General features: G+C 34.0%; 19 protein-coding genes. 8 read left to right on the forward strand and 11 right to left on the reverse strand.

Translation table 11 applies throughout. The features are described from left to right. Positions 1–64: 64 nt before the first annotated feature. Positions 65–1396, forward strand: coding sequence for an aspartyl protease family protein (locus AC000W_RS12305; protein ID WP_474748685.1), 1332 nt, complete (start codon positions 65–67; stop codon positions 1394–1396). 49 nt (positions 1397–1445) lie between these two features. Here the strand turns inward: AC000W_RS12305 and AC000W_RS12310 are convergent, their stop codons facing one another. Then, the gene (locus AC000W_RS12310) at positions 1446–1835 is read right to left on the reverse strand and encodes a DUF1573 domain-containing protein (protein WP_474748687.1); all 390 of its coding nucleotides are present in this window, start codon (positions 1833–1835) and stop codon (positions 1446–1448) included. Positions 1836–2037: 202 nt separating this feature from the next. Here AC000W_RS12310 and AC000W_RS12315 point away from each other — a divergent pair, with 202 nt between their 5' ends. Beyond that, complete coding sequence (locus AC000W_RS12315; RefSeq protein ID WP_474748689.1) at positions 2038–4680, forward strand: valine--tRNA ligase; 2643 nt, start codon at positions 2038–2040, stop codon at positions 4678–4680. Here the strand turns inward: AC000W_RS12315 and AC000W_RS12320 are convergent. Beyond that, positions 4672–5106, reverse strand: a complete 435-nt coding sequence (locus AC000W_RS12320) for a doxx family protein (RefSeq protein WP_474748690.1) — start codon at positions 5104–5106, stop codon at positions 4672–4674. The two genes, AC000W_RS12315 and AC000W_RS12320, sit on opposite strands and share 9 nt — an antisense overlap. A 244-nt stretch (positions 5107–5350) precedes the next feature. Between AC000W_RS12320 and AC000W_RS12325 the strand changes: the two genes are divergently transcribed. The 4 genes from AC000W_RS12325 to AC000W_RS12340 all read left to right on the forward strand — a co-directional run bounded on the left by AC000W_RS12325 (position 5351) and on the right by AC000W_RS12340 (position 9419). Continuing rightward, on the forward strand, positions 5351–6622 hold the full coding sequence (locus AC000W_RS12325) for a sensor histidine kinase (RefSeq protein WP_474748692.1): 1272 nt from the start codon (positions 5351–5353) through the stop codon (positions 6620–6622). Further along, on the forward strand, positions 6615–7319 hold the full coding sequence (locus tag AC000W_RS12330; protein WP_474748694.1) for a response regulator transcription factor: 705 nt from the start codon (positions 6615–6617) through the stop codon (positions 7317–7319). Before AC000W_RS12325 ends, AC000W_RS12330 begins: the two co-directional genes overlap by 8 nt. Positions 7320–7385: 66 nt before the next feature. Beyond that, positions 7386–8645, forward strand: coding sequence for a sterol desaturase family protein (locus AC000W_RS12335; protein ID WP_474748696.1), 1260 nt, complete (start codon positions 7386–7388; stop codon positions 8643–8645). A 6-nt stretch (positions 8646–8651) separates the two neighbouring features. Then, positions 8652–9419: a creatininase family protein gene (locus AC000W_RS12340; protein WP_474748698.1), complete on the forward strand. Its 768-nt coding sequence runs from the start codon at positions 8652–8654 to the stop codon at positions 9417–9419. Positions 9420–9428: 9 nt separating this feature from the next. On the opposite strand, the gene AC000W_RS12345 is transcribed toward AC000W_RS12340, so the two are convergent. From AC000W_RS12345 to rsfS, 6 genes are read right to left on the reverse strand one after another with little or no spacing between them, the layout of a single operon-like run. Beyond that, the gene (locus tag AC000W_RS12345) at positions 9429–9695 is read right to left on the reverse strand and encodes an acyl-CoA-binding protein (protein ID WP_474748700.1); all 267 of its coding nucleotides are present in this window, start codon (positions 9693–9695) and stop codon (positions 9429–9431) included. Further along, on the reverse strand, positions 9685–10353 hold the full coding sequence (locus tag AC000W_RS12350) for a phosphatidylserine decarboxylase family protein (RefSeq protein ID WP_474748702.1): 669 nt from the start codon (positions 10351–10353) through the stop codon (positions 9685–9687). The genes AC000W_RS12345 and AC000W_RS12350 overlap by 11 nt, the downstream gene beginning before the upstream one ends. Further along, positions 10343–11146 carry a phosphatidate cytidylyltransferase gene (locus AC000W_RS12355; RefSeq protein WP_474748703.1) on the reverse strand — a complete coding sequence of 268 codons (804 nt, stop codon included), beginning with the start codon at positions 11144–11146 and terminating at the stop codon, positions 10343–10345. The genes AC000W_RS12350 and AC000W_RS12355 overlap by 11 nt, the downstream gene beginning before the upstream one ends. Position 11147: 1 nt before the next feature. Beyond that, a complete protein-coding gene (locus AC000W_RS12360; RefSeq protein WP_474748705.1) occupies positions 11148–11756 on the reverse strand; it encodes an LUD domain-containing protein in 609 nt (202 codons plus the stop codon). Between the two features lie 48 nt (positions 11757–11804). Further along, on the reverse strand, positions 11805–13778 hold the full coding sequence (ftsH, locus tag AC000W_RS12365) for an ATP-dependent zinc metalloprotease FtsH (protein ID WP_474748707.1): 1974 nt from the start codon (positions 13776–13778) through the stop codon (positions 11805–11807). A gap of 9 nt (positions 13779–13787) precedes the next feature. Next, on the reverse strand, positions 13788–14165 hold the full coding sequence (gene rsfS / locus AC000W_RS12370) for a ribosome silencing factor (protein WP_474748709.1): 378 nt from the start codon (positions 14163–14165) through the stop codon (positions 13788–13790). A 93-nt stretch (positions 14166–14258) separates the two neighbouring features. On the opposite strand from rsfS, the gene AC000W_RS12375 reads away from it, so the two are divergent. Continuing rightward, positions 14259–14990, forward strand: coding sequence for a biotin--[acetyl-CoA-carboxylase] ligase (locus tag AC000W_RS12375; protein ID WP_474748711.1), 732 nt, complete (start codon positions 14259–14261; stop codon positions 14988–14990). Between the two features lies 1 nt (position 14991). Here the strand turns inward: AC000W_RS12375 and AC000W_RS12380 are convergent, their stop codons facing one another. Both AC000W_RS12380 and pyrE read right to left on the reverse strand, forming a co-directional pair. Next, complete coding sequence (locus AC000W_RS12380; protein ID WP_474748712.1) at positions 14992–15384, reverse strand: SRPBCC family protein; 393 nt, start codon at positions 15382–15384, stop codon at positions 14992–14994. 4 nt (positions 15385–15388) lie between these two features. Beyond that, on the reverse strand, positions 15389–16030 hold the full coding sequence (gene pyrE, locus AC000W_RS12385) for an orotate phosphoribosyltransferase (RefSeq protein ID WP_474748714.1): 642 nt from the start codon (positions 16028–16030) through the stop codon (positions 15389–15391). Between the two features lie 7 nt (positions 16031–16037). Between pyrE and AC000W_RS12390 the strand changes: the two genes are divergently transcribed. Further along, complete coding sequence (locus tag AC000W_RS12390) at positions 16038–16625, forward strand: NUDIX hydrolase (protein ID WP_474748716.1); 588 nt, start codon at positions 16038–16040, stop codon at positions 16623–16625. Here the strand turns inward: AC000W_RS12390 and AC000W_RS12395 are convergent, their stop codons facing one another. After that, positions 16626–18368 carry a M14 family metallopeptidase gene (locus AC000W_RS12395; protein WP_474748718.1) on the reverse strand — a complete coding sequence of 581 codons (1743 nt, stop codon included), beginning with the start codon at positions 18366–18368 and terminating at the stop codon, positions 16626–16628. Positions 18369–18411: the final 43 nt, after the last annotated feature.

The following is an 18411-nucleotide window of genomic DNA, read 5'->3' on the forward strand; positions in this document are numbered from 1 at the left end:
TTTTTCTTGATTTGACTGTAAAATTCCTATATTTATTAACAATGCATTGTTAAATATTAAAAATTTGACCAAAAAAGCAATATATATTACATTTTTATTGATGTGCCTTTCGTTTTTTGGCTGGTCACAGACTTTTAGCCTGCCTAAGGGTGAGAAAGTTCAAAAAGTACCTTTTGAGTTAATTAACAACCTCATAATTATGCCCATTGATGTAAATGGTGCAAAGCTTTCTTTTATACTGGATTCAGGAGTTAACAAACCTATACTTTTTAATATTTCTGATCAAGATTCAGTTCAAATCAACAATGTTTCAGAAGTGACAATTAAAGGCCTAGGTGACGGTGAACCAATAAAAGCATTGAAATCTAGAGAAAATCAGTTTACCTTGGGTAAAGTTAGTAATAGAGACCAACAACTTTATGTAGTTTTGGATAAGGCTCTTAATTTATCTCCTTCGTTGGGTGTCCCAATCCATGGTATTATTGGGTATGATCTTTTTAGGGATTTTGTGGTTGAAATAAATTATATAAAAAAAATTATAAAGTTGCATGACCCCAATTTATATAGGCATAAGGAGAGTGGTAAAATTAAAAATTTGCCATTGTTGATTGAAAAAAATAAGGCCTATGTTGAAGGTGGAATTCTCTTGAAAGAAGGAAAAAAAGTTCCTGTGCGGCTTTTGGTAGATACGGGAAGTAGTGATGCTGTATGGCTCTTTGAAAATCAAAAAAAAGGATTGAACATTCCACATAAAAACTATGATGACTTTTTAGGAAGGGGATTAAATGGCAATATTTATGGAAAGCGCACAAAGGTTAATAGCTTTTGTATTGGAGATTTTACTTTGAACAATGCTAAAGCTTCTTTTCCTGATATGGAAACCTTCGGCACTATAGAGAATTTAGGTGATAGAAATGGAAGTGTTGGCGGAGAAGTGCTCAAAAGGTTTAATGTTGTTTTTGATTATTCTAGAAACAAAGTTACTTTTAGGAAGAATGGCAATTTTAAAGAGCCGTTTCAATATAATTTAGCTGGAATAGAACTTCAGCATGACGGTGTTAGATATATAGCCGAAAGTATTGCAGATGCTAGAGGAATTGTACAGAATGATGAGGAATCTTTTGGTAATGTCCAAATTTTAATGGAAAACCAAACAAGGTTAAGCTTAGTTCCAGAAATTGTAGTTTCATCCATTAGGGCTGGTAGTCCAGCTGAAGAGGCCGGTTTAAGGGAAGGAGATCTAATTTTGGCAGTAAATGGTAAGAGGATTCATAAATACAAGCTTCAAGAAGTTATGAAAATGCTGAATGAGAAAGAAGGAAAAAAAGTAAGGGTTCTTATTGAACGGTACAATAGTGACTTACTTTTTACTTTTGTGCTTAAAAAACTTTTTTAAATAAAAAAGACCCGTTATTAACGGGTCTTTTTATAAGTTTTAGAGTCTCTTATTGTGCTGCCACAGGTGCTTTAACTTCACCTTTTATTTTTAAGACCTTTGTAGGTGTATCGGCATTAGAAATTACAGTAACTGCTTTTCTAATGGGACCAACCCTATTTGTGTCATATTTTACTTTAATAACACCATTTGCTCCTGGAGCAATAGGCTCTTCTGGTTTTTCTGGGATAGTACATCCACAACTAGAGCTTACTTTACTAATTACCAAAGGCGCATTGCCCGTATTGGTAAACTCAAAAGTTCTTACACCATCACTACCTTTATCAATTTCACCATAATCAACGGTTTCTGATACAAATTCTATTTTTGCTGAGCTTTCTTGAGCGTTTATGCTTAATCCAAGTAGACCAACAAATAATACAAGTACTAGTTTTTTCATCATTTTTTGTTTTGGGTGAACTTCAAATGTAAATGTTTTCACATCATCGTCCAAAATTCTTTTGTTATGTTATAACGTTACTTATTTTTGTTTCGTATTTTAAAATTGGGCAAAAAACATACAGATTACAAAAATTTAACACAGTACTTTCGCAATTTATACGATTGCCCAAGCACATAAAACAAAAACCGTACCGAAAATAATGGAAATTCCATCAAAATATGAACCCCAAAGGGTAGAAGAGCATTGGTATTCTTACTGGATGAAGCATGAGTATTTTAGTTCAGTTCCAGATGAAAGAGAGTCTTACTCAATAGTAATTCCACCACCCAATGTTACAGGAGTACTACATATGGGGCATATGCTCAATAATACCATACAGGATGTCTTAATACGTAGAGCTCGCCTTATGGGTAAAAATGCGTGTTGGGTACCTGGTACGGATCATGCCTCTATTGCTACGGAGGCTAAGGTTGTGGCTAAGTTAAAAGAACAAGGAAAGGATAAGTCTAATATTACCCGAGAAGAATTTTTAAATTACGCTTGGGACTGGACTCATGAGTACGGTGGTGTTATTTTGGAGCAGTTGAAGAAATTGGGTTGTTCTTGTGATTGGGATAGGACTAAGTTCACTATGGATGATGATATGTCAGCTTCTGTAATCAAAGTTTTTGTTGATTTATATGATAAAGGTTTGATATACAGAGGGCACAGAATGGTAAATTGGGACCCAGAAGCCAAAACTACACTCTCTGATGAAGAAGTTATTCATATTGAAAAGCAGGGTCTTTTGTATTATTTGGAGTATCAAATTGAAGATTCAAACGAAAAAGTAACCATTGCAACTACACGGCCAGAAACCATTTTGGGAGATACCGCAATTTGTATTAATCCAAATGATGAAAGATATAGGCATTTAAAGGGAAAAAATGCTATTGTACCCATATGCAATAGAGTAATACCCATTATTGAGGATGAATATGTGGATATTGAATTTGGTACAGGTTGTCTAAAGGTAACACCAGCACATGATATAAATGATAAGGCTTTAGGAGAAAAACACAACCTGGAAGTCATTGATATTTTTAATGAGGACGCAACACTTAATAGTTTTGGTCTTCATTATCAGGGTAAAGACAGATTTGTTGTTCGTAAAGAAATTTCCAAGGAGTTAGAAGAAAAAAGGTTTTTAGTTAAAACAGAACAACACCTTAATAAGGTAGGTACTTCTGAGCGTACAAAAGCGATTATTGAGCCACGATTATCAGACCAGTGGTTTCTTGCTATGGAGCAATTAGCAAAACCTGCTATAGATGCGGTTTTAAAAAATAATGAGGTCAAACTATTTCCAAAAAAGTTTGAGAATACCTACCGTCATTGGATGGAAAACATTCGAGATTGGAATATTTCTCGTCAATTATGGTGGGGACAGCAAATTCCGGCATATTATTATGGTGATGGGCAAAATGATTTTGTAGTTGCGGAAAGTAAAGAGGAAGCATTAATAAAAGCGCAAAAGGCTGTCATTTCGAACGGAAGTGAGAAATCTCTTGAAATAGAAGACTTAAGACAGGACGAGGATGTTCTTGATACATGGTTCTCATCTTGGCTTTGGCCAATCAGTGTTTTTGGGGGAATTTTAGAGCCAGATAATGAAGAAGTAAACTATTATTATCCTACCAACGATTTGGTGACTGGACCAGATATTTTATTCTTTTGGGTGGCACGTATGATAATTTCGGGATATGAATATAGAAATAAGCGCCCCTTTGAAAATGTATACTTAACGGGATTAGTACGTGATAAACAGCGTAGAAAAATGTCCAAATCCCTTGGTAACTCACCAGATGCCTTAAAGTTGATTGAAGAATATGGGGCCGATGGAGTTCGTGTAGGTCTTTTATTGAGTTCGGCCGCAGGGAATGATTTAATGTTCGATGAAGCCTTATGCCAGCAAGGAAAGAATTTTGCCAATAAAATATGGAACGCCTTTAGATTGATAAAAGGGTGGGAGGTAAGCGATTTACCACAACCAGAAGCCTCAAGATTAGGAATAGATTGGTTTACGGCTAAATTCAATCAGACTTTGGTGGAGATTGAAGACCATTTTAGCAAATACCGAATTTCAGATGCCTTGATGGCTATTTATAAATTGGTTTGGGACGATTTCTGCTCTTGGTTGTTAGAAATTGTAAAACCTGCGTACCAACAACCTATTGATAAAACTACGTATGATGCTGTAATTCATTTATTTGAAGAAAACTTAAAGCTATTGCATCCTTTTATGCCCTTTTTGTCCGAGGAAGTTTGGCAACATATTGCTGTAAGAACTCCTGAGCAAGCTTTGGTGGTGGCGCAATGGCCAAAAAATATTGAAGCTAAACAATATTTAATACCACAATTTGATTTTGTTTCCGAGGTAATTTCTGGAATACGTACCATTCGTAAAGAAAAGAATATTGCCATGAAAGATGCTTTGGAACTTTCTTTATTAGATGAAGAAAGGGTTTCTAAAGATTGGGATGTGGTCATACAAAAACTGACCAATGTTTCCAGTATTTCATATGTCAATGAAGCTGTTGAAGGTGCTTTGTCCTTTAGAGTAAAAAGTAACGAGTATTTTATTCCCATGTCTGGTGCAATAGATGTTGAAGCGGAAATAAAGAAAATTTCTGAGGAACTTAATTACACTAAAGGCTTTTTGCAATCTGTACAAAAGAAACTTAGCAACGAACGTTTTGTAAATAATGCTCCAGAGCAAGTGGTGGCCATGGAAAAGAAAAAAGCAGCTGATGCTGAAGCAAAAATCGAAACTTTGGAAAAAAGCTTGGCAAGTTTAGGGTAAGATTAGATTCTTACCAATGTCTTTTGTTTTTTTGTCGTTCAACATGGCTAAAAGAACACAGATGATAATTAGATTTTTGGCAATGTATTGCCCCAATAAAGTTAGCTCAAAAGGACTGTTGTTAAATATTTGCTCAGGAAAAAAGAACAATGGTGTAAAGGTTAAAAGTATATGTGCTAATCCTAATTTTATGGTTATTCTTTTATAGAGGTTTAAAATCAAGAACAAACCAATCCCTGTTTCTAAAATAGCCAAAAGGAGTATGGAAATATTGGATGGAATTAATCCAAATGTAAGCTCATGAATTGTATTTTTGGCCAAATCTTCAGCTGGGCTTAGGGTGGGAAAAAATTTTAGTAATCCAAACCATAAATAAACAGTACCAATAGAAATTGAGAGAAGATTGTTTTTAAAAGACGTCATCATGCGGTTCCTGTGTTAAAAAAAATAAGCTGACCAATTCGCAAATGTCCAGCTTATTAAAATTTGATTACTTTTCGCAATTACTTTTACTAAGATGGCGCTATACTTACTGTTAGCTAAAATAGCGATTGGTATACTCAATATGGGTTAACCGTTGAGTAAAAAAGATTAACAAAGAGTTAATTAGTTAAACAAAAGCTTAATAAGGAATAATAGAAGGCTATTTTTAGTTTATTTAGTATCGGTTTTGAAAAAGAAGAATATATATATTATTGTTTTTGTTATATCCATCATGGGTTTGGCCATTGTCCAATACCAATACTTGAGGGTAGGTCTTAATTTGGCAAAAGTACAGTTCAATAAAAAAATAGGAGCTGCAAGCGAAACCATAAAAGAAGAATTAAAAGTAAATAATAAACTAACCTTTTTAATAGGTGAGTCTATCGGCGAAGATCAATCCTATTTTAAAATGGAGTTAGATAGCCTTAAAGATGCATCTAGCCATTTTTTAAATGACTATTTAACCGAAAGGTTGGTGAGTAATGGTATTGATGCTGATTTTTCCTATGGATTGTTTGCACGTGATTCTATATATTATCTTAAATCTCCCATAATTTTTGATAAAGATAATGATGTGGCAGCTTACCCTATTCAGCTCGAAGGTTATTTGCCAGATCTTATTGACCAGAGATTGATATTGGAACTAAGGTTTAAAAACCTAAACTCCTATTTTTTGTCAAAATTAAATGGCTTAACACTTCCCAGTCTGTTATTTATTTTGGGGATTATTGGTACTGTAATATGGGTTTTAAGGACTTTTTATTGGCAACGAAATGTTATTACAACCACCAATGAATTTATAAACAATCTAACACATGAGCTTAAAACCCCCGTTTTTTCAATTGGTTTGGCAAGTAAAATGTTAGAAGAGGAAATTGGGGATGGAAACAACCCAAAAATTGCTATTATTAGACAGGAAGTAGAACGGTTAAAAAACCATATAGATAAGGTTTTGGAACTAGGTAGCCTTGAGGCTAAAAAAAGAATTTTTAATTTAAAAAGCATGGATTTTCTGCCAAATATGGAAAAAATTTGTTCACAATTCAATACATTGTCATCTTTGGAGAATGTAACTTTCTCTTATGATTTGGAGCCTGGACCATATCAAATAAAAACTGAAGCATCACACTTGGAGAATGCAATCAATAATATTTTGGATAATGCTAAAAAGTATGCTAGAAATCCCAAAATTTGTCTTTACGCCAAAAAAGAAAATAAGAAACTAATTATTGAAATAACGGATAATGGCAAGGGGATTGATGAAAAAGATAAAAGCCGTATTTTTCAAAAGTATTACAGGGTTTCCAATGGAAATAGGTATGATGTAAAAGGATATGGATTGGGTCTTAGTTACGTAAAAAAAGTAGTAGATAATCATAAAGGAAAAATTAAGGTAGAAAGCGAATTAGGAAAAGGAACCACAGTTTTAATAGAAATCCCTTTGAACAAAAATGGATAGAAAATATAAAATAGTATTGATAGAGGATGATGACTCCTTGGGTTACTTACTTTCAGAATACTTAAAAATGAAGAATTTTGAGGTTGTTTGGGAAAAAAGCTCAGTTCGTGGATTACATACTATTGAATCGGATTTGTTTGACTTGGCCATCTTGGATGTTATGATGCCAGAAATGGACGGTTTTACCTTAGCAACTGAAATAAGGAAAGTGAACCCAGAACTGCCTTTTATATTTTTAACTGCAAGATCATTAAAGATTGATGTGCTAAAAGGATTTTCATTGGGAGCAGTAGACTACCTTAAAAAGCCAATAGATGAAGAAGAATTGGTCGTAAGGATTTCTACATTGCTGTCAAGATTAAGTAAGTCCACAGAAATAGAATCCCAGGAGACTAATTTTGTGATTGGAGCCTATTATTTAAAAAGTTCCACCCAAGAGCTTTATTATAAGGATGAGGTAATACACTTAACATCCAGAGAGAATGAGTTGCTTAAGTTTTTGGCATCTCATGAAAACGAATTATGCAGACATAAAGATATTTTAAATAGAATTTGGGGTAAAAACGATTATTTCAACAAGAAAAGTTTAAATGTATTTATTACGCATTTGCGCAAGTATTTGGAAAAAGACCCATCAATTAAAATTGAAAACATTCACGGTAAAGGATTCATTTTTAGAACAAAACGTTCTTTTTGAATTTATTGGAGTTTTACTAAAGTTAAAATCTAGGTATATTTATGTGCTAAATAAGTAATTAACACTATGGAAGCATATGCAAGTGCGCTGTTATACGCCATTCCTTTTTTTCTACTTCTTTTAATTGTAGAAATTCTATATGGTTATTTTGTAAAAAACCAAAAGCATACCGTAATGGACTCGGTATCTAGTATTAGTTCTGGATTTACCAATATTGTAAAAGATTCCCTGGGCCTAGGTTTTATTGTTGTAACATATCCATTTTTATTGGAAAATTTAGCTCTTATGAGGATGGAAACCGCTTGGTGGGTTTGGGTCATTGGATTTATAGTGATAGATTTTGCAAGTTATTGGAATCATAGATTAAGTCACCATATCAATTTTTTTTGGAATCAACATGTAATTCATCACAGTAGCGAACAGTTTAATTTGGCTTGTGCTCTTAGACAACCTCTTTCTAATCTTATTGGGTATTATGCATTATTACTTATTCCTGCGGCTTTATTGGGTGTTCCCAGTATAATTATAGCAGTTTTAGCTCCGATACATTTGTTTGCTCAATTTTGGTACCATACACAACATATAGGAAAGTTAGGTTGGTTAGAGTACATTATTGTAACTCCTTCGCAACATAGGGTACACCATGCTATAAATCCAGAATATATTGATAAAAATCTTGCTGCTATATTTTGTATTTGGGATCGGTGGTTTGGCACTTTTCAAGAAGAATTGGAAGAGGCTCCACCACAGTATGGAGTTTTAAAACCAGCCAATACATGGAACCCCATTATAATTAATTTTCAGCATATATGGAGATTGACAAAAGATGCATGGCGTACCAATAATTATTGGGACAAAGTAAGAATTTGGTTTATGCCTACAGGTTGGAGACCAGAGGACGTTAAAGAGAAATACCCAATATCTATCATTGAGGATGTATATCATTTTGATAGATATAAAACTCCGTCTTCAAATGCCTTAAAAGGATATGCAATTTTTCAGATGCTATCTAGTCTATTTCTTATTATGTTTATGTTTTATAATTATAGTGAAATTGGTTTTAGCGGACTTTTACTTTTTGGAGCTTATCTGTTTATTGGGATTTATGGTTATACCACGCTAATGGATAGAATTGGTTATGCGGTTTGGATAGAAGTTTTAAGAGGACTGTCTGGAATTGCCTTAATACTATATACGGGAGATTGGTTTGGGATAGACGCATATATTTCTTGGGGTAGTTTACTCGTTGGAATTTATTTTCTTATTACAATTTTAGGCGGATTATATTTTACATATGGGGAGAAAAAAATAACAGTAGCAATCTAATTTTGAATGAGTATTAGACCATATATTTTAGCAGAAACCAATTGGAAGCATTTAAAGAATGAAAAGTTTGATTTGGCAGTACTTCCTTGGGGAGCAACAGAGGCGCACAATTATCACTTACCATATGCTACTGATGTTATAGAAGCTGACGCCCTTGCAGCCGAATCGGCAAGAATTGCATGGGAAAAAGGCGCAAAAGTAATAGTACTCCCCACAATTCCGTTTGGTGTAAATACGGGTCAGTCAGATATCTATTTGGATATTAATCTAAACCCTACCACACAATTTGCCATTTTGTCTGATGTAGTTACGACTCTTAATAGGCAAGGGATTAAAAAACTAATGATTTTTAATAGCCACGGCGGCAATAATTTTAAACCATTGGTTAGGGAATTGGGATTAAAGTTTCCAGAAATGTTTATATGCTTTTCAAACTGGTTTCAGTCTTTACCAAAATCAGAATTCTTTGAGGAGGAAGGAGACCATGCAGATGAAATGGAAACAAGCCTTATTTTATACCTAAAACCAGATTTGGTGCTACCAAGAAATTTATGGGGAAAAGGAGCGAGTAAAAAATATAAAATAAAGGATCTTTCCGAAGGTTGGGTTTGGGCAGAACGAAAATGGTCCCAAATTAGTGAAGATACTGGTGTGGGCAACCCGGAGTTTTCAACGGCTGAAAAAGGGAAGAAATATTTTAAGGCAGTTACTGAGAAAATTGGAAATTTTATGTTGGAACTTAGTAAGGCTGATGTAAAGAACCTTTACAAGTAACATGGATTCTTACTCTTTATTTCTAATTTCTTTGTCCACCAACTTCACATAATTTTTCATTGCATCTTCTCGGCTAAGATTTCTTGCTTGTATCAGTGCATTGGCCTTAAAAGCATTTATCAAGGGAGTTTTGCTGCCAGGAGTTCCAAAGTTTTTGTTGGCAATTTTATAATAGGCATAAAGTTTTAAAAGAAGGTCGGCAGGGAAGGGTTCTTCATAGGAGTTTACAAATTCAACAGCCTTTTCAAATTTCTTATGTAATTTCTCATTTTTCATTCTTACTTGCCAATGTTGCGATACAAGTTTTGGCACCTTTCACTTTCTGGTTCAATTTTACGGCTACCTTGCAATCTAAAGGTAATAACAAATCTACACGAGAACCAAATTTAATGAACCCAGCATCGGTTCCTTGTTGCACACTATTTCCTACTTCAGCATAATTAACAATTCGTTTTGCCAAAGCCCCAGCAATCTGTCTATAAAGAATATCTCCAAATTTTGGGGTATTAATAACTACAGTAGTACGCTCATTTTCTGTACTTGATTTTGGATGCCATGCAACTAAATATTTCCCTGGATGATATTTGGAATATTTTATACTTCCTGATGCTGCATAACGAGTAACATGCACATTTAATGGAGACATAAATACGGAAACCTGAAGGCGTTTATCTTTAAAATATTCAGTTTCCTCAACTTCTTCAATAACTACTACTTTTCCGTCTACGGGAGCTAAAATTTCATCAAAGCTTGGGTTCACAACTCTTTTAGGATTTCTAAAAAATTGTAAAATCAACACCAATAATATTAATGCACCTATTTGTAGTCCCCATTTTAACCAAGGTTGGTCTATAAAATATTGAGATAGTATTACAATGGCACTAGTAATAAAAAAAGTAGTAAGAATAATTTTTTGCCCCTCTCTATGAAACATTTGTAAAAATATTTATTGTTAAATATGCAAAGGGAGCTGCAAAGACCAAGCTATCCAAACGATCTAGCATTCCTCCATGACCTGGTAAAATAGCACCACTATCTTTAACTCCCGCAATGCGTTTAAATTTTGATTCCACCAAATCTCCCAAACTGCCCATGACCACTATTACAATAGCTAAAACAATCCATTGTAGCAATGTGAGGTTGGTATCATATATAGAAATTAAATACGCGGCAAAAATCGCAAAAATTAATCCTCCAAAGGTACCTTCGATGGTTTTTTTTGGTGAAACTGCTGTATACAATTTTCTTCGCCCTATACTTTTTCCAACCAAATATGCAAAGGAATCATTTACCCAAATCAAAATAAAAATACCCATTATTAAAAGATGAGCAAAGCCATCATTCTTGTACGGAATCATGGTAAGAAAAATACACCCGCCCCCAATATAGAAAAGGCCAACAACAAATTTCTGCAATGTGCTAAAATGTTTTTCTTTTTTAGAGAATAAATAAACTAAAAGAAAAAAGTTTACAGTAATGGTTATTAAAAGTAGAATGTAAATAGGGATATGGTCATTAATAAGATAGATATAGGCCCACCAGAGGGCTAAATATGCAATAAAAATATGATACCCTTTAAGATGTACCAATCTTTTATATTCATATAGACAAGCAAGTCCAAAGGTCATGAACAAAAAATCAAAAGCGTCTGAGTTTAAAAATACAGCAGACAATAGTAAAAAAACGTATACTGCTCCTGTAATTAATCGCCTAAGAATTTCTTTCATATTAAAGGTCTTCCATCAATAAAAGATATAAATTTTTGGAAGTACTACCATAGGAAAGAAAGTCATCTTTATTTTCCTGTGTTAACTGAAAATGCTTTATGGTTGTGATATTGGCTGGAATCTGGTTTTTGTACTTCTTTTTTATAATTTTTAAACCTTCACCAATTGAATCTACTAATTGACTGGTGGTGGCAAAAACAATAAGGTTAGATGGAAGTTCGTGTAATTTTTTATCCTTTAACTGATTGGAACATACCAATATGGAGCCATTTTGTGCAACCAAATGCTCACAAGTGGTAAAGAATATTTCACTTTTATGTGCTTTGTTGGTAAAAGAGATATTCTCTTTTGAAAATTTTTCCTCCAATCTGGGATTCATACAAAAGAAAGGATGATTTTCCCATTGGTTCTCTATCAAGATGTTTTTAAGTGCTTCTGAAATTTCGGAAAAAGACTCACAATAAAGGAACTTCCCTCCATTCTTTTTAAAATAGATAGTAAATTTTTCATCTACTGGGATGTTAAGGTTAGGCATGTGGGCGCCTCTTGTTTCCACTGTCTCTTTTGGAACTTTTTTCCCTCCTCCAAATAACTTATCAAATAACCCCATTAATAGTACAAAACTTCAAAATAACCCTGTTGTGTTAACAACAAGCTCTTATTCACTTTTTTCCTCTTCTTTTGCTGATTTTTTTTCAGCAATCTCTTCTTCAGAATTAGTATCAAATGGTCTTTTTCCAAAGATTTTTTCCAAATCGTCCTTAAAGATAACTTCTTTTTCCAATAAACGATCTGCAAGTTCTGTAAGTTTATCCTTGTTCTTTTGTAAAAGAGCAATAGCCCTTGTATACTGCTCCTCTATCATTTTGGAAATTTCCTCATCAATTTTTTGTGCAGTTTCTTCACTATAAGGCTTGGAAAAACCATAATCATTTTGACCAGATGAATCATAATAGGTAACGTTTCCTATTTGGTCGTTAAGGCCATAAACAGTGACCATAGCTCTAGCTTGTTTAGTCACTTTTTCCAAATCGCTCAAAGCGCCAGTGGATATTTGATTAAACATAACTTTTTCTGCAGCCCTACCGCCCATAGTGGCACACATTTCATCTAACATTTGTTCTGGACGTACAATTTGGCGCTCTTCTGGCAAATACCATGCTGCACCTAACGACTGCCCTCTTGGCACTATTGTTACCTTTACCAGCGGTGCTGCATGTTCCAGCATCCAACTAACGGTGGCATGGCCAGCTTCATGATAAGCAATGGTTTTTTTCTCCCTTGGAGTGATAATTTTATTTTTCTTTTCTAGACCACCAACAATTCTATCAACAGCATCCAAGAAGTCTTGTTTTGTTACCGCTTTCTTTTCTTTACGAGCGGCAATTAATGCGGCCTCATTACAAACGTTGGCGATGTCTGCTCCGGAGAAGCCAGGAGTTTGTCTAGCAAGGAAATCCAAGTCTAGTGTTTCGGCAGTTTTTATTGGTCTTAGGTGAACCTCAAATATTTCCTTACGTTCATTTAAATCTGGTAAATCCACGTAAATCTGACGGTCAAACCTACCAGCTCTCATTAAGGCCTTGTCCAAAACATCCGCTCTGTTAGTTGCCGCCAAAACAATAACATTGGTATTGGTACCAAAACCATCCATTTCCGTTAGTAACTGGTTTAGGGTATTTTCCCTTTCATCATTAGAACCTGTAAAATTATTTTTCCCTCTTGCACGACCAATGGCATCAATTTCATCAATAAATATAATTGCCGGTGATTTGTCTTTGGCCTGCTTAAATAAGTCACGTACTCTAGATGCACCAACACCCACAAACATTTCAACAAAATCTGAACCGGATAAAGAGAAGAAAGGTACTTTAGCTTCACCAGCAACTGCTTTTGCCAATAATGTTTTACCTGTACCAGGAGGTCCTACTAGTAACGCTCCTTTTGGAATTTTACCTCCCAAAGAGGTGTATTTGTCAGGGTTTCTAAGAAATTCTACAATTTCTTCTACCTCTTCTTTTGCACCTTCCAGACCTGCAACATCTTTAAAAGAAGTTCTGGTGTCTGTTTTTTCATCAAAAAGTTTGGCTTTGGATTTTCCAATATTAAAAATTTGACCACCAGCGCCACCGCCGCCACCGCCAGACATTCTACGCATTAGATAAATCCAAATTCCTATAATTAGAATAAAGGGAAGGATGCCCAGTAGCATTTCCATTAACAAATTAGATTCCGTGTCATAATCAACAATGGTTTCTAGATTGTTTTCCTGCTTTAATTTTTTAATATCGTTCTCAAAATTCTGTAAATCCCCATAATCTAAAACATATTGCGGTACCAAACCAGTTGATGGAATCAAAGGTTTTTCTGCAACATCTTTATGCACATCTTTTTGTAAAGCTTCATCTGTTAGGAAAACTTTAGCTTGTCTTGTGTTTGTTATTATCAAGATTTTAGAAATATCTCCATTTCTAAGATATTCCTGCAACTCGGAAGTTGTTGTTTTTTTGGTATTGGCAAAACTATTGCTGCCAAAAAATTGGAAGCCCAATAATAATATTGCAATTAAACCATAAATCCACCATGAGCTGAATTTTGGTTTCTTAGGACTTGTATTTTTATCTTTAGCCATTCTTATTTTTTACTGATTAACGCTGCTTTCTATTAAGGTTACTTTGGCATCTCCCCAAAGTGCCTCTATGTCGTAGAATTCGCGAATATGCTTTTGAAACACATGTACTACTATATTAACATAATCCATTAAAACCCACTCGGCATTTTCTGAACCTTCTACATGCCATGGTTTGTCTTGTATGGATTTACTAACTGTTTTTTGTATGGAGTTTACGATTGCATTTACATGCGTATTGGATGTTCCATTGCAAATTATAAAGTAGTCACAAACGGTATTCTCAATTTCCCTAAGGTCCAATAAATTTATATCATTTCCTTTAACTTCTTCTATTCCGTGTAAGATTAAAGCAATTAATTCATCTGCGCTAGCTTTTGTTTTCTGCATTCAAAAGATTTAGATTTCTACAAAGTTATTATTTTTTTGTTTTCTTAGCTATTGAATTTAACATAAGATTGTACGTATCTTCAACAAAACTATATGCAAATAATCAAACTTGGTGCCACTGATTCCACAAGTTCTTATTTAAAGAACTTAATATATGATGATATATTGGATGATTTTACCGTGGTGGTTGCAAAAAAGCAACTGAGCGGAAGAGGGCAAATGGGTACCACTTGGTTATCTGAGGATGGTAAAAATCTAACATTCAGTGTATTAATCAAAGGAATTGAACTTCCAGCGGCAGAACAATTTGCATTGAATATTGTGATTCCTCTAGCGATTTACGATGCTTTAAAAGGGCTTAATGTGCCAGATTTAAAAGTAAAATGGCCTAACGACATTCTGTCAGGTAACGACAAAATATGCGGAATTTTAATTGAAAATATGCTTTCTGGCAAAAACATTCAATCTTCAATCATTGGAATTGGCTTAAATGTGAATCAAATTAAGTTTTCCAAGCTTCCAAATGTATCTTCTTTAAAACTAATTTTGGGTCAGACTTTTAATTTGGATGAAGTATTAACACTTATCTTGGAAAGGTTAAAAAGCAGATTTTTAATTTCTAAAGGAAAATCCATTGAACAGTTGAGAAATGAATATGAGACGGTTCTCTTTAGAAAAGATAAACCATCCACGTTTAAAAATCAAAAAAACGAACTTTTTATGGGGTTTATTAGAGGGATATCTTCTGATGGAAAGTTGGAAGTAACCTTAGAGGATAATATTTTGCAAGAATTTGATTTAAAAGAAATTAAGCTTTTGTACTAGTTTAAATGTTCGTTAAATTGTCTGATAAGGTTCCTATAAAGTTGGTAATAGGAGTTTTTATCATCATGGCCATCATGGCATTGAACTCACCTTCAAAATTTAAAATTACTTCACTACTATTCTCTTCCAGTGAAATAATATCTGCCGTTAATGTAAAAGGTAATTTGTCACTTGCTGCACCTAAAACTATTCTTTCATTGGGCAAGGTCTCTTTGCGTTTAAGAACTATTTCTGGCATTCCCTTTAGAGCAAATAGAAATTTGTCTTCACCAAGTACTTCAAATTTGGCAATATTGTCTGGCATAAGTTGCTCAAAGTTTTTTACCTCAATAAGAAACTCAAAAATTTCTTTGCTACTCTTGTTGACTATTTTCTTGGGAGATTCTATATGCATAATTCTATTGTTGCCATTGGGATGGATTTTTTCTCCATTCCATTAGGGTATTTAATTGTTCTTCTTTTATATAACTGGTTTCAGATGCCAATTGTACTAGATGTTCATAATCGCTCAACGTGTGCAAATTCACCTTTTTACCTTCAAAATTTTTATCGGCAATATCAAAACCATAGGTAAAGATTGCTACCATTCCTTTTATATTAGCTCCAGCTTCTTTGAGGGCATCCACAGCATTTAGACTACTTTTACCAGTACTTATTAAATCTTCTATAACCACTACTGTTTGGTTGGTTTCCAAATAGCCTTCTATCTGGTTTTGTCTTCCATGGGATTTTGGTTCTGGTCTAACATAAATAAAGGGTAACCCCAAATATTCTGCAACTAACATGCCAATACCTATTGCACCTGTCGCCACGCCGGCTATAACATCTGGTTTTCCATATAGGGATTCTACTTGTTTCCCCATTTCTTCTCTTATAAAGTTTCTTATAGAGGGGTAGGAGAGTAAAATTCTGTTATCACAATAGATTGGAGATTTCCATCCAGAAGCCCATGAAAAAGGATTTTCAGGATTCAACTTTATTGCATTAATTTGTAAAAGAAGCTCTGCTGTCTTTTTAGCGGTGTCTTTGTCCAAAACCATACCGCAAATGTATAAAGTTTTTGTTAATGAATCCCCCCTGATTTTAACAAATAAGTTGTCTGATACCGCAGACGGAAAATATTTTTTATTGAACGGAGAAGCTATCAACAATGCAATTGATATGCTGGTGAAGAAGAAACTTCCTGAGGCTTATATATATCATCCCAACCATGAGGAAATCTTAAAAAAATTCACTAAAAAAATACCTTTGGTAGTTGCAGCAGGTGGTGTGGTCACCAATAAAGAGGGAAAAGTTCTTTTTATTTATAGAAACAACAAATGGGATTTACCAAAAGGTAAATTGGATAAGGGAGAAACTATTGAGGAATGTGCTATCAGAGAAGTAGAGGAAGAAACAGGTGTAAAAGGTTTAAAGATTGAAAATTATCTAAAAACTACCTACCATGTTTTTAAAAGAAATGGAATTTATAAATTGAAAGAAGTTCATTGGTATGCCATGAAAACATCTTATAAAGGTGAATTGGTAGGGCAAAAAAGCGAAGGTATAGAAAAGGTAAAATGGAAAGGACCCAATAAAATAAAAAAGGCTTTAGAGAATTCTTACACCAATATTAAAATCCTATTTAGAGAGTAATTATTTTGGAATTCTGTATATAGGGTATTGTAAATGAGCTGGTTCGTAATATTCTGAGTGTTGAAAAATCCAATCTAGTTGAGCATACCAATTTTCTGAAAACTCTGTTTCATTCTCTTTTTTCAATTCAAATTCCGCTTTTAAACTTTCGTTCTTATTAAGAACGTCCAGTGCCAGTTCTTCAAAAACATAAGGAGAAAACCCTTCTTTTTGCTGAAGTATGGTATCAAAGAAATTCCAATTAAAGAAAGAATCCATGGCTTCTGGTTCTAATGTTTCCATAATATACCTTAACCCTAACTGATTTGTGGGGATGTAATAATCTCCTTCTGAAAATTGTATTTTTTTTGTCGTTCTTGAGACTTTGGTGGCATAATGGGGATAATGACCCTCATACGCATTATTTCTGGTTTTATAATCTTTGATTTTATAGGATTCAACCGTAAGCAAGCTATCCTTGCCCAATGTTTCATAGGCAATGTGGTTTAGTTCCAAAAGATTAATCACTCTAGACCATCCCTTTTTAATTATATATGCTTCAGGAATTCTTATGGTATCCTGTGGTACAAAGTAATTACTATATGCCACAGGCTTGGTAAAAGGCCTATTCTTGTCATATTTAAGTCTCGTATACCCGGTTATTTCACTAGGAATTAAATCGGCTTCATAACCTTTAAATTGTATTGTTGAAGTTTTTGTAGTATCTACCTGCCAATTATGATAATAGAACTTTTGTTCCGCTTGCGCAGTGATGGTTTCTTCTCTGAGTTTTTTTATTTTCTTAGTATCTTTTTCAGCGATGGCAATCATTTTGCTCATCAATTCATACGTGCCTTCTACTCTTTGTTTGTATGACTTTAGCATATGAGTTTCCACCATCATTCCCAACGTGTTCCACAAGGTTGTATAACCAGTAGAATATCTTGGGTAATCCATAAATTGGGAAAATCCATTTTCTGGAACTTTATTAAATACATTTACATAAGGTGTAATGTCCCAATTGTCTTTTGCCAAAGAATTCTCTAAAGCAGGCATCATTTCATTATGTAAATAATCTCCAAGTTTTCCACCTAATTTATTATGTTGGGTAAAAAGATGTGTTAATACATATTGGTAATCCGCACCATTGCTTACATGATTATCAATAAAAATATCAGGTTTAATCAGGTGAAAAATAGTGGCAAACGTTCTAGCATTTTTAGTATCGGTTTTAATAAAATCCCTATTTAGGTCATAATTTTGGGCATTGCCACGAAAGCCGTAATCCTTGGGACCATTTTGATTGACCCTTGTGGTGGAATTTCTATTTAGTGCCCCACCAATATTATATATGGGAATGGTAGCTAAAACCGTGTTTTTTGGAGCTTTTACCTTTTCAATGGCCAAATCTCTATACAACAGCATAGTAGCGTCTACACCATCGCTTTCACCAGGATGAATACCGTTGTTGATTAAAATTAGAGTTTTATTTTCCCCAATTTTTTGAAAGTTAAAGTCTCCATCAGGATTAAATGTGACAATATGTAAAGGAAAACCGCTATCCGTTTCACCAATGGTCTGTATATTTATTTCTGGAAACTCTTTTGCAAGCTTTATATAGAAATCTATTACTTCTGGATATGTTGCTGTTTCTTCTCCTTTAGAAATTTCAAAATGGGTCTGAAAATCCAATACCTTATCTGCCTGTTTTTCTTCGCAAGACAAAAAGACAATTACAAGAAAGAAAAATGTTACCCGCTTCATTTGCTCAATTTAATATACCTAAATTGTATTAGGTAATATGAAC

Source organism: Saonia sp. (genome assembly GCF_056326165.1).

Excerpts from the sequence above, each read along its gene's own strand:
- AC000W_RS12380 (WP_474748712.1), bottom strand. The coding sequence starts at position 15,384 with ATGCATATAGAATCTCCCAAGAAAATAGTCAACAAGAGTAGCAAAGAA.
- AC000W_RS12330 (WP_474748694.1), top strand. The coding sequence starts at position 6,615 with ATGGATAGAAAATATAAAATAGTATTGATAGAGGATGATGACTCCTTG.
- AC000W_RS12315 (WP_474748689.1), top strand. The coding sequence starts at position 2,038 with ATGGAAATTCCATCAAAATATGAACCCCAAAGGGTAGAAGAGCATTGG.
- AC000W_RS12345 (WP_474748700.1), bottom strand. The coding sequence starts at position 9,695 with ATGAAAAATGAGAAATTACATAAGAAATTTGAAAAGGCTGTTGAATTT.
- AC000W_RS12360 (WP_474748705.1), bottom strand. The coding sequence starts at position 11,756 with ATGGGGTTATTTGATAAGTTATTTGGAGGAGGGAAAAAAGTTCCAAAA.
- AC000W_RS12335 (WP_474748696.1), top strand. The coding sequence starts at position 7,386 with ATGGAAGCATATGCAAGTGCGCTGTTATACGCCATTCCTTTTTTTCTA.
- AC000W_RS12350 (WP_474748702.1), bottom strand. The coding sequence starts at position 10,353 with ATGTTTCATAGAGAGGGGCAAAAAATTATTCTTACTACTTTTTTTATT.
- AC000W_RS12320 (WP_474748690.1), bottom strand. The coding sequence starts at position 5,106 with ATGATGACGTCTTTTAAAAACAATCTTCTCTCAATTTCTATTGGTACT.
- AC000W_RS12390 (WP_474748716.1), top strand. The coding sequence starts at position 16,038 with ATGTATAAAGTTTTTGTTAATGAATCCCCCCTGATTTTAACAAATAAG.
- ftsH (WP_474748707.1), bottom strand. The coding sequence starts at position 13,778 with ATGGCTAAAGATAAAAATACAAGTCCTAAGAAACCAAAATTCAGCTCA.
- rsfS (WP_474748709.1), bottom strand. The coding sequence starts at position 14,165 with ATGCAGAAAACAAAAGCTAGCGCAGATGAATTAATTGCTTTAATCTTA.
- AC000W_RS12340 (WP_474748698.1), top strand. The coding sequence starts at position 8,652 with ATGAGTATTAGACCATATATTTTAGCAGAAACCAATTGGAAGCATTTA.
- pyrE (WP_474748714.1), bottom strand. The coding sequence starts at position 16,030 with ATGGTTTTGGACAAAGACACCGCTAAAAAGACAGCAGAGCTTCTTTTA.
- AC000W_RS12395 (WP_474748718.1), bottom strand. The coding sequence starts at position 18,368 with ATGAAGCGGGTAACATTTTTCTTTCTTGTAATTGTCTTTTTGTCTTGC.
- AC000W_RS12310 (WP_474748687.1), bottom strand. The coding sequence starts at position 1,835 with ATGAAAAAACTAGTACTTGTATTATTTGTTGGTCTACTTGGATTAAGC.
- AC000W_RS12355 (WP_474748703.1), bottom strand. The coding sequence starts at position 11,146 with ATGAAAGAAATTCTTAGGCGATTAATTACAGGAGCAGTATACGTTTTT.
- AC000W_RS12375 (WP_474748711.1), top strand. The coding sequence starts at position 14,259 with ATGCAAATAATCAAACTTGGTGCCACTGATTCCACAAGTTCTTATTTA.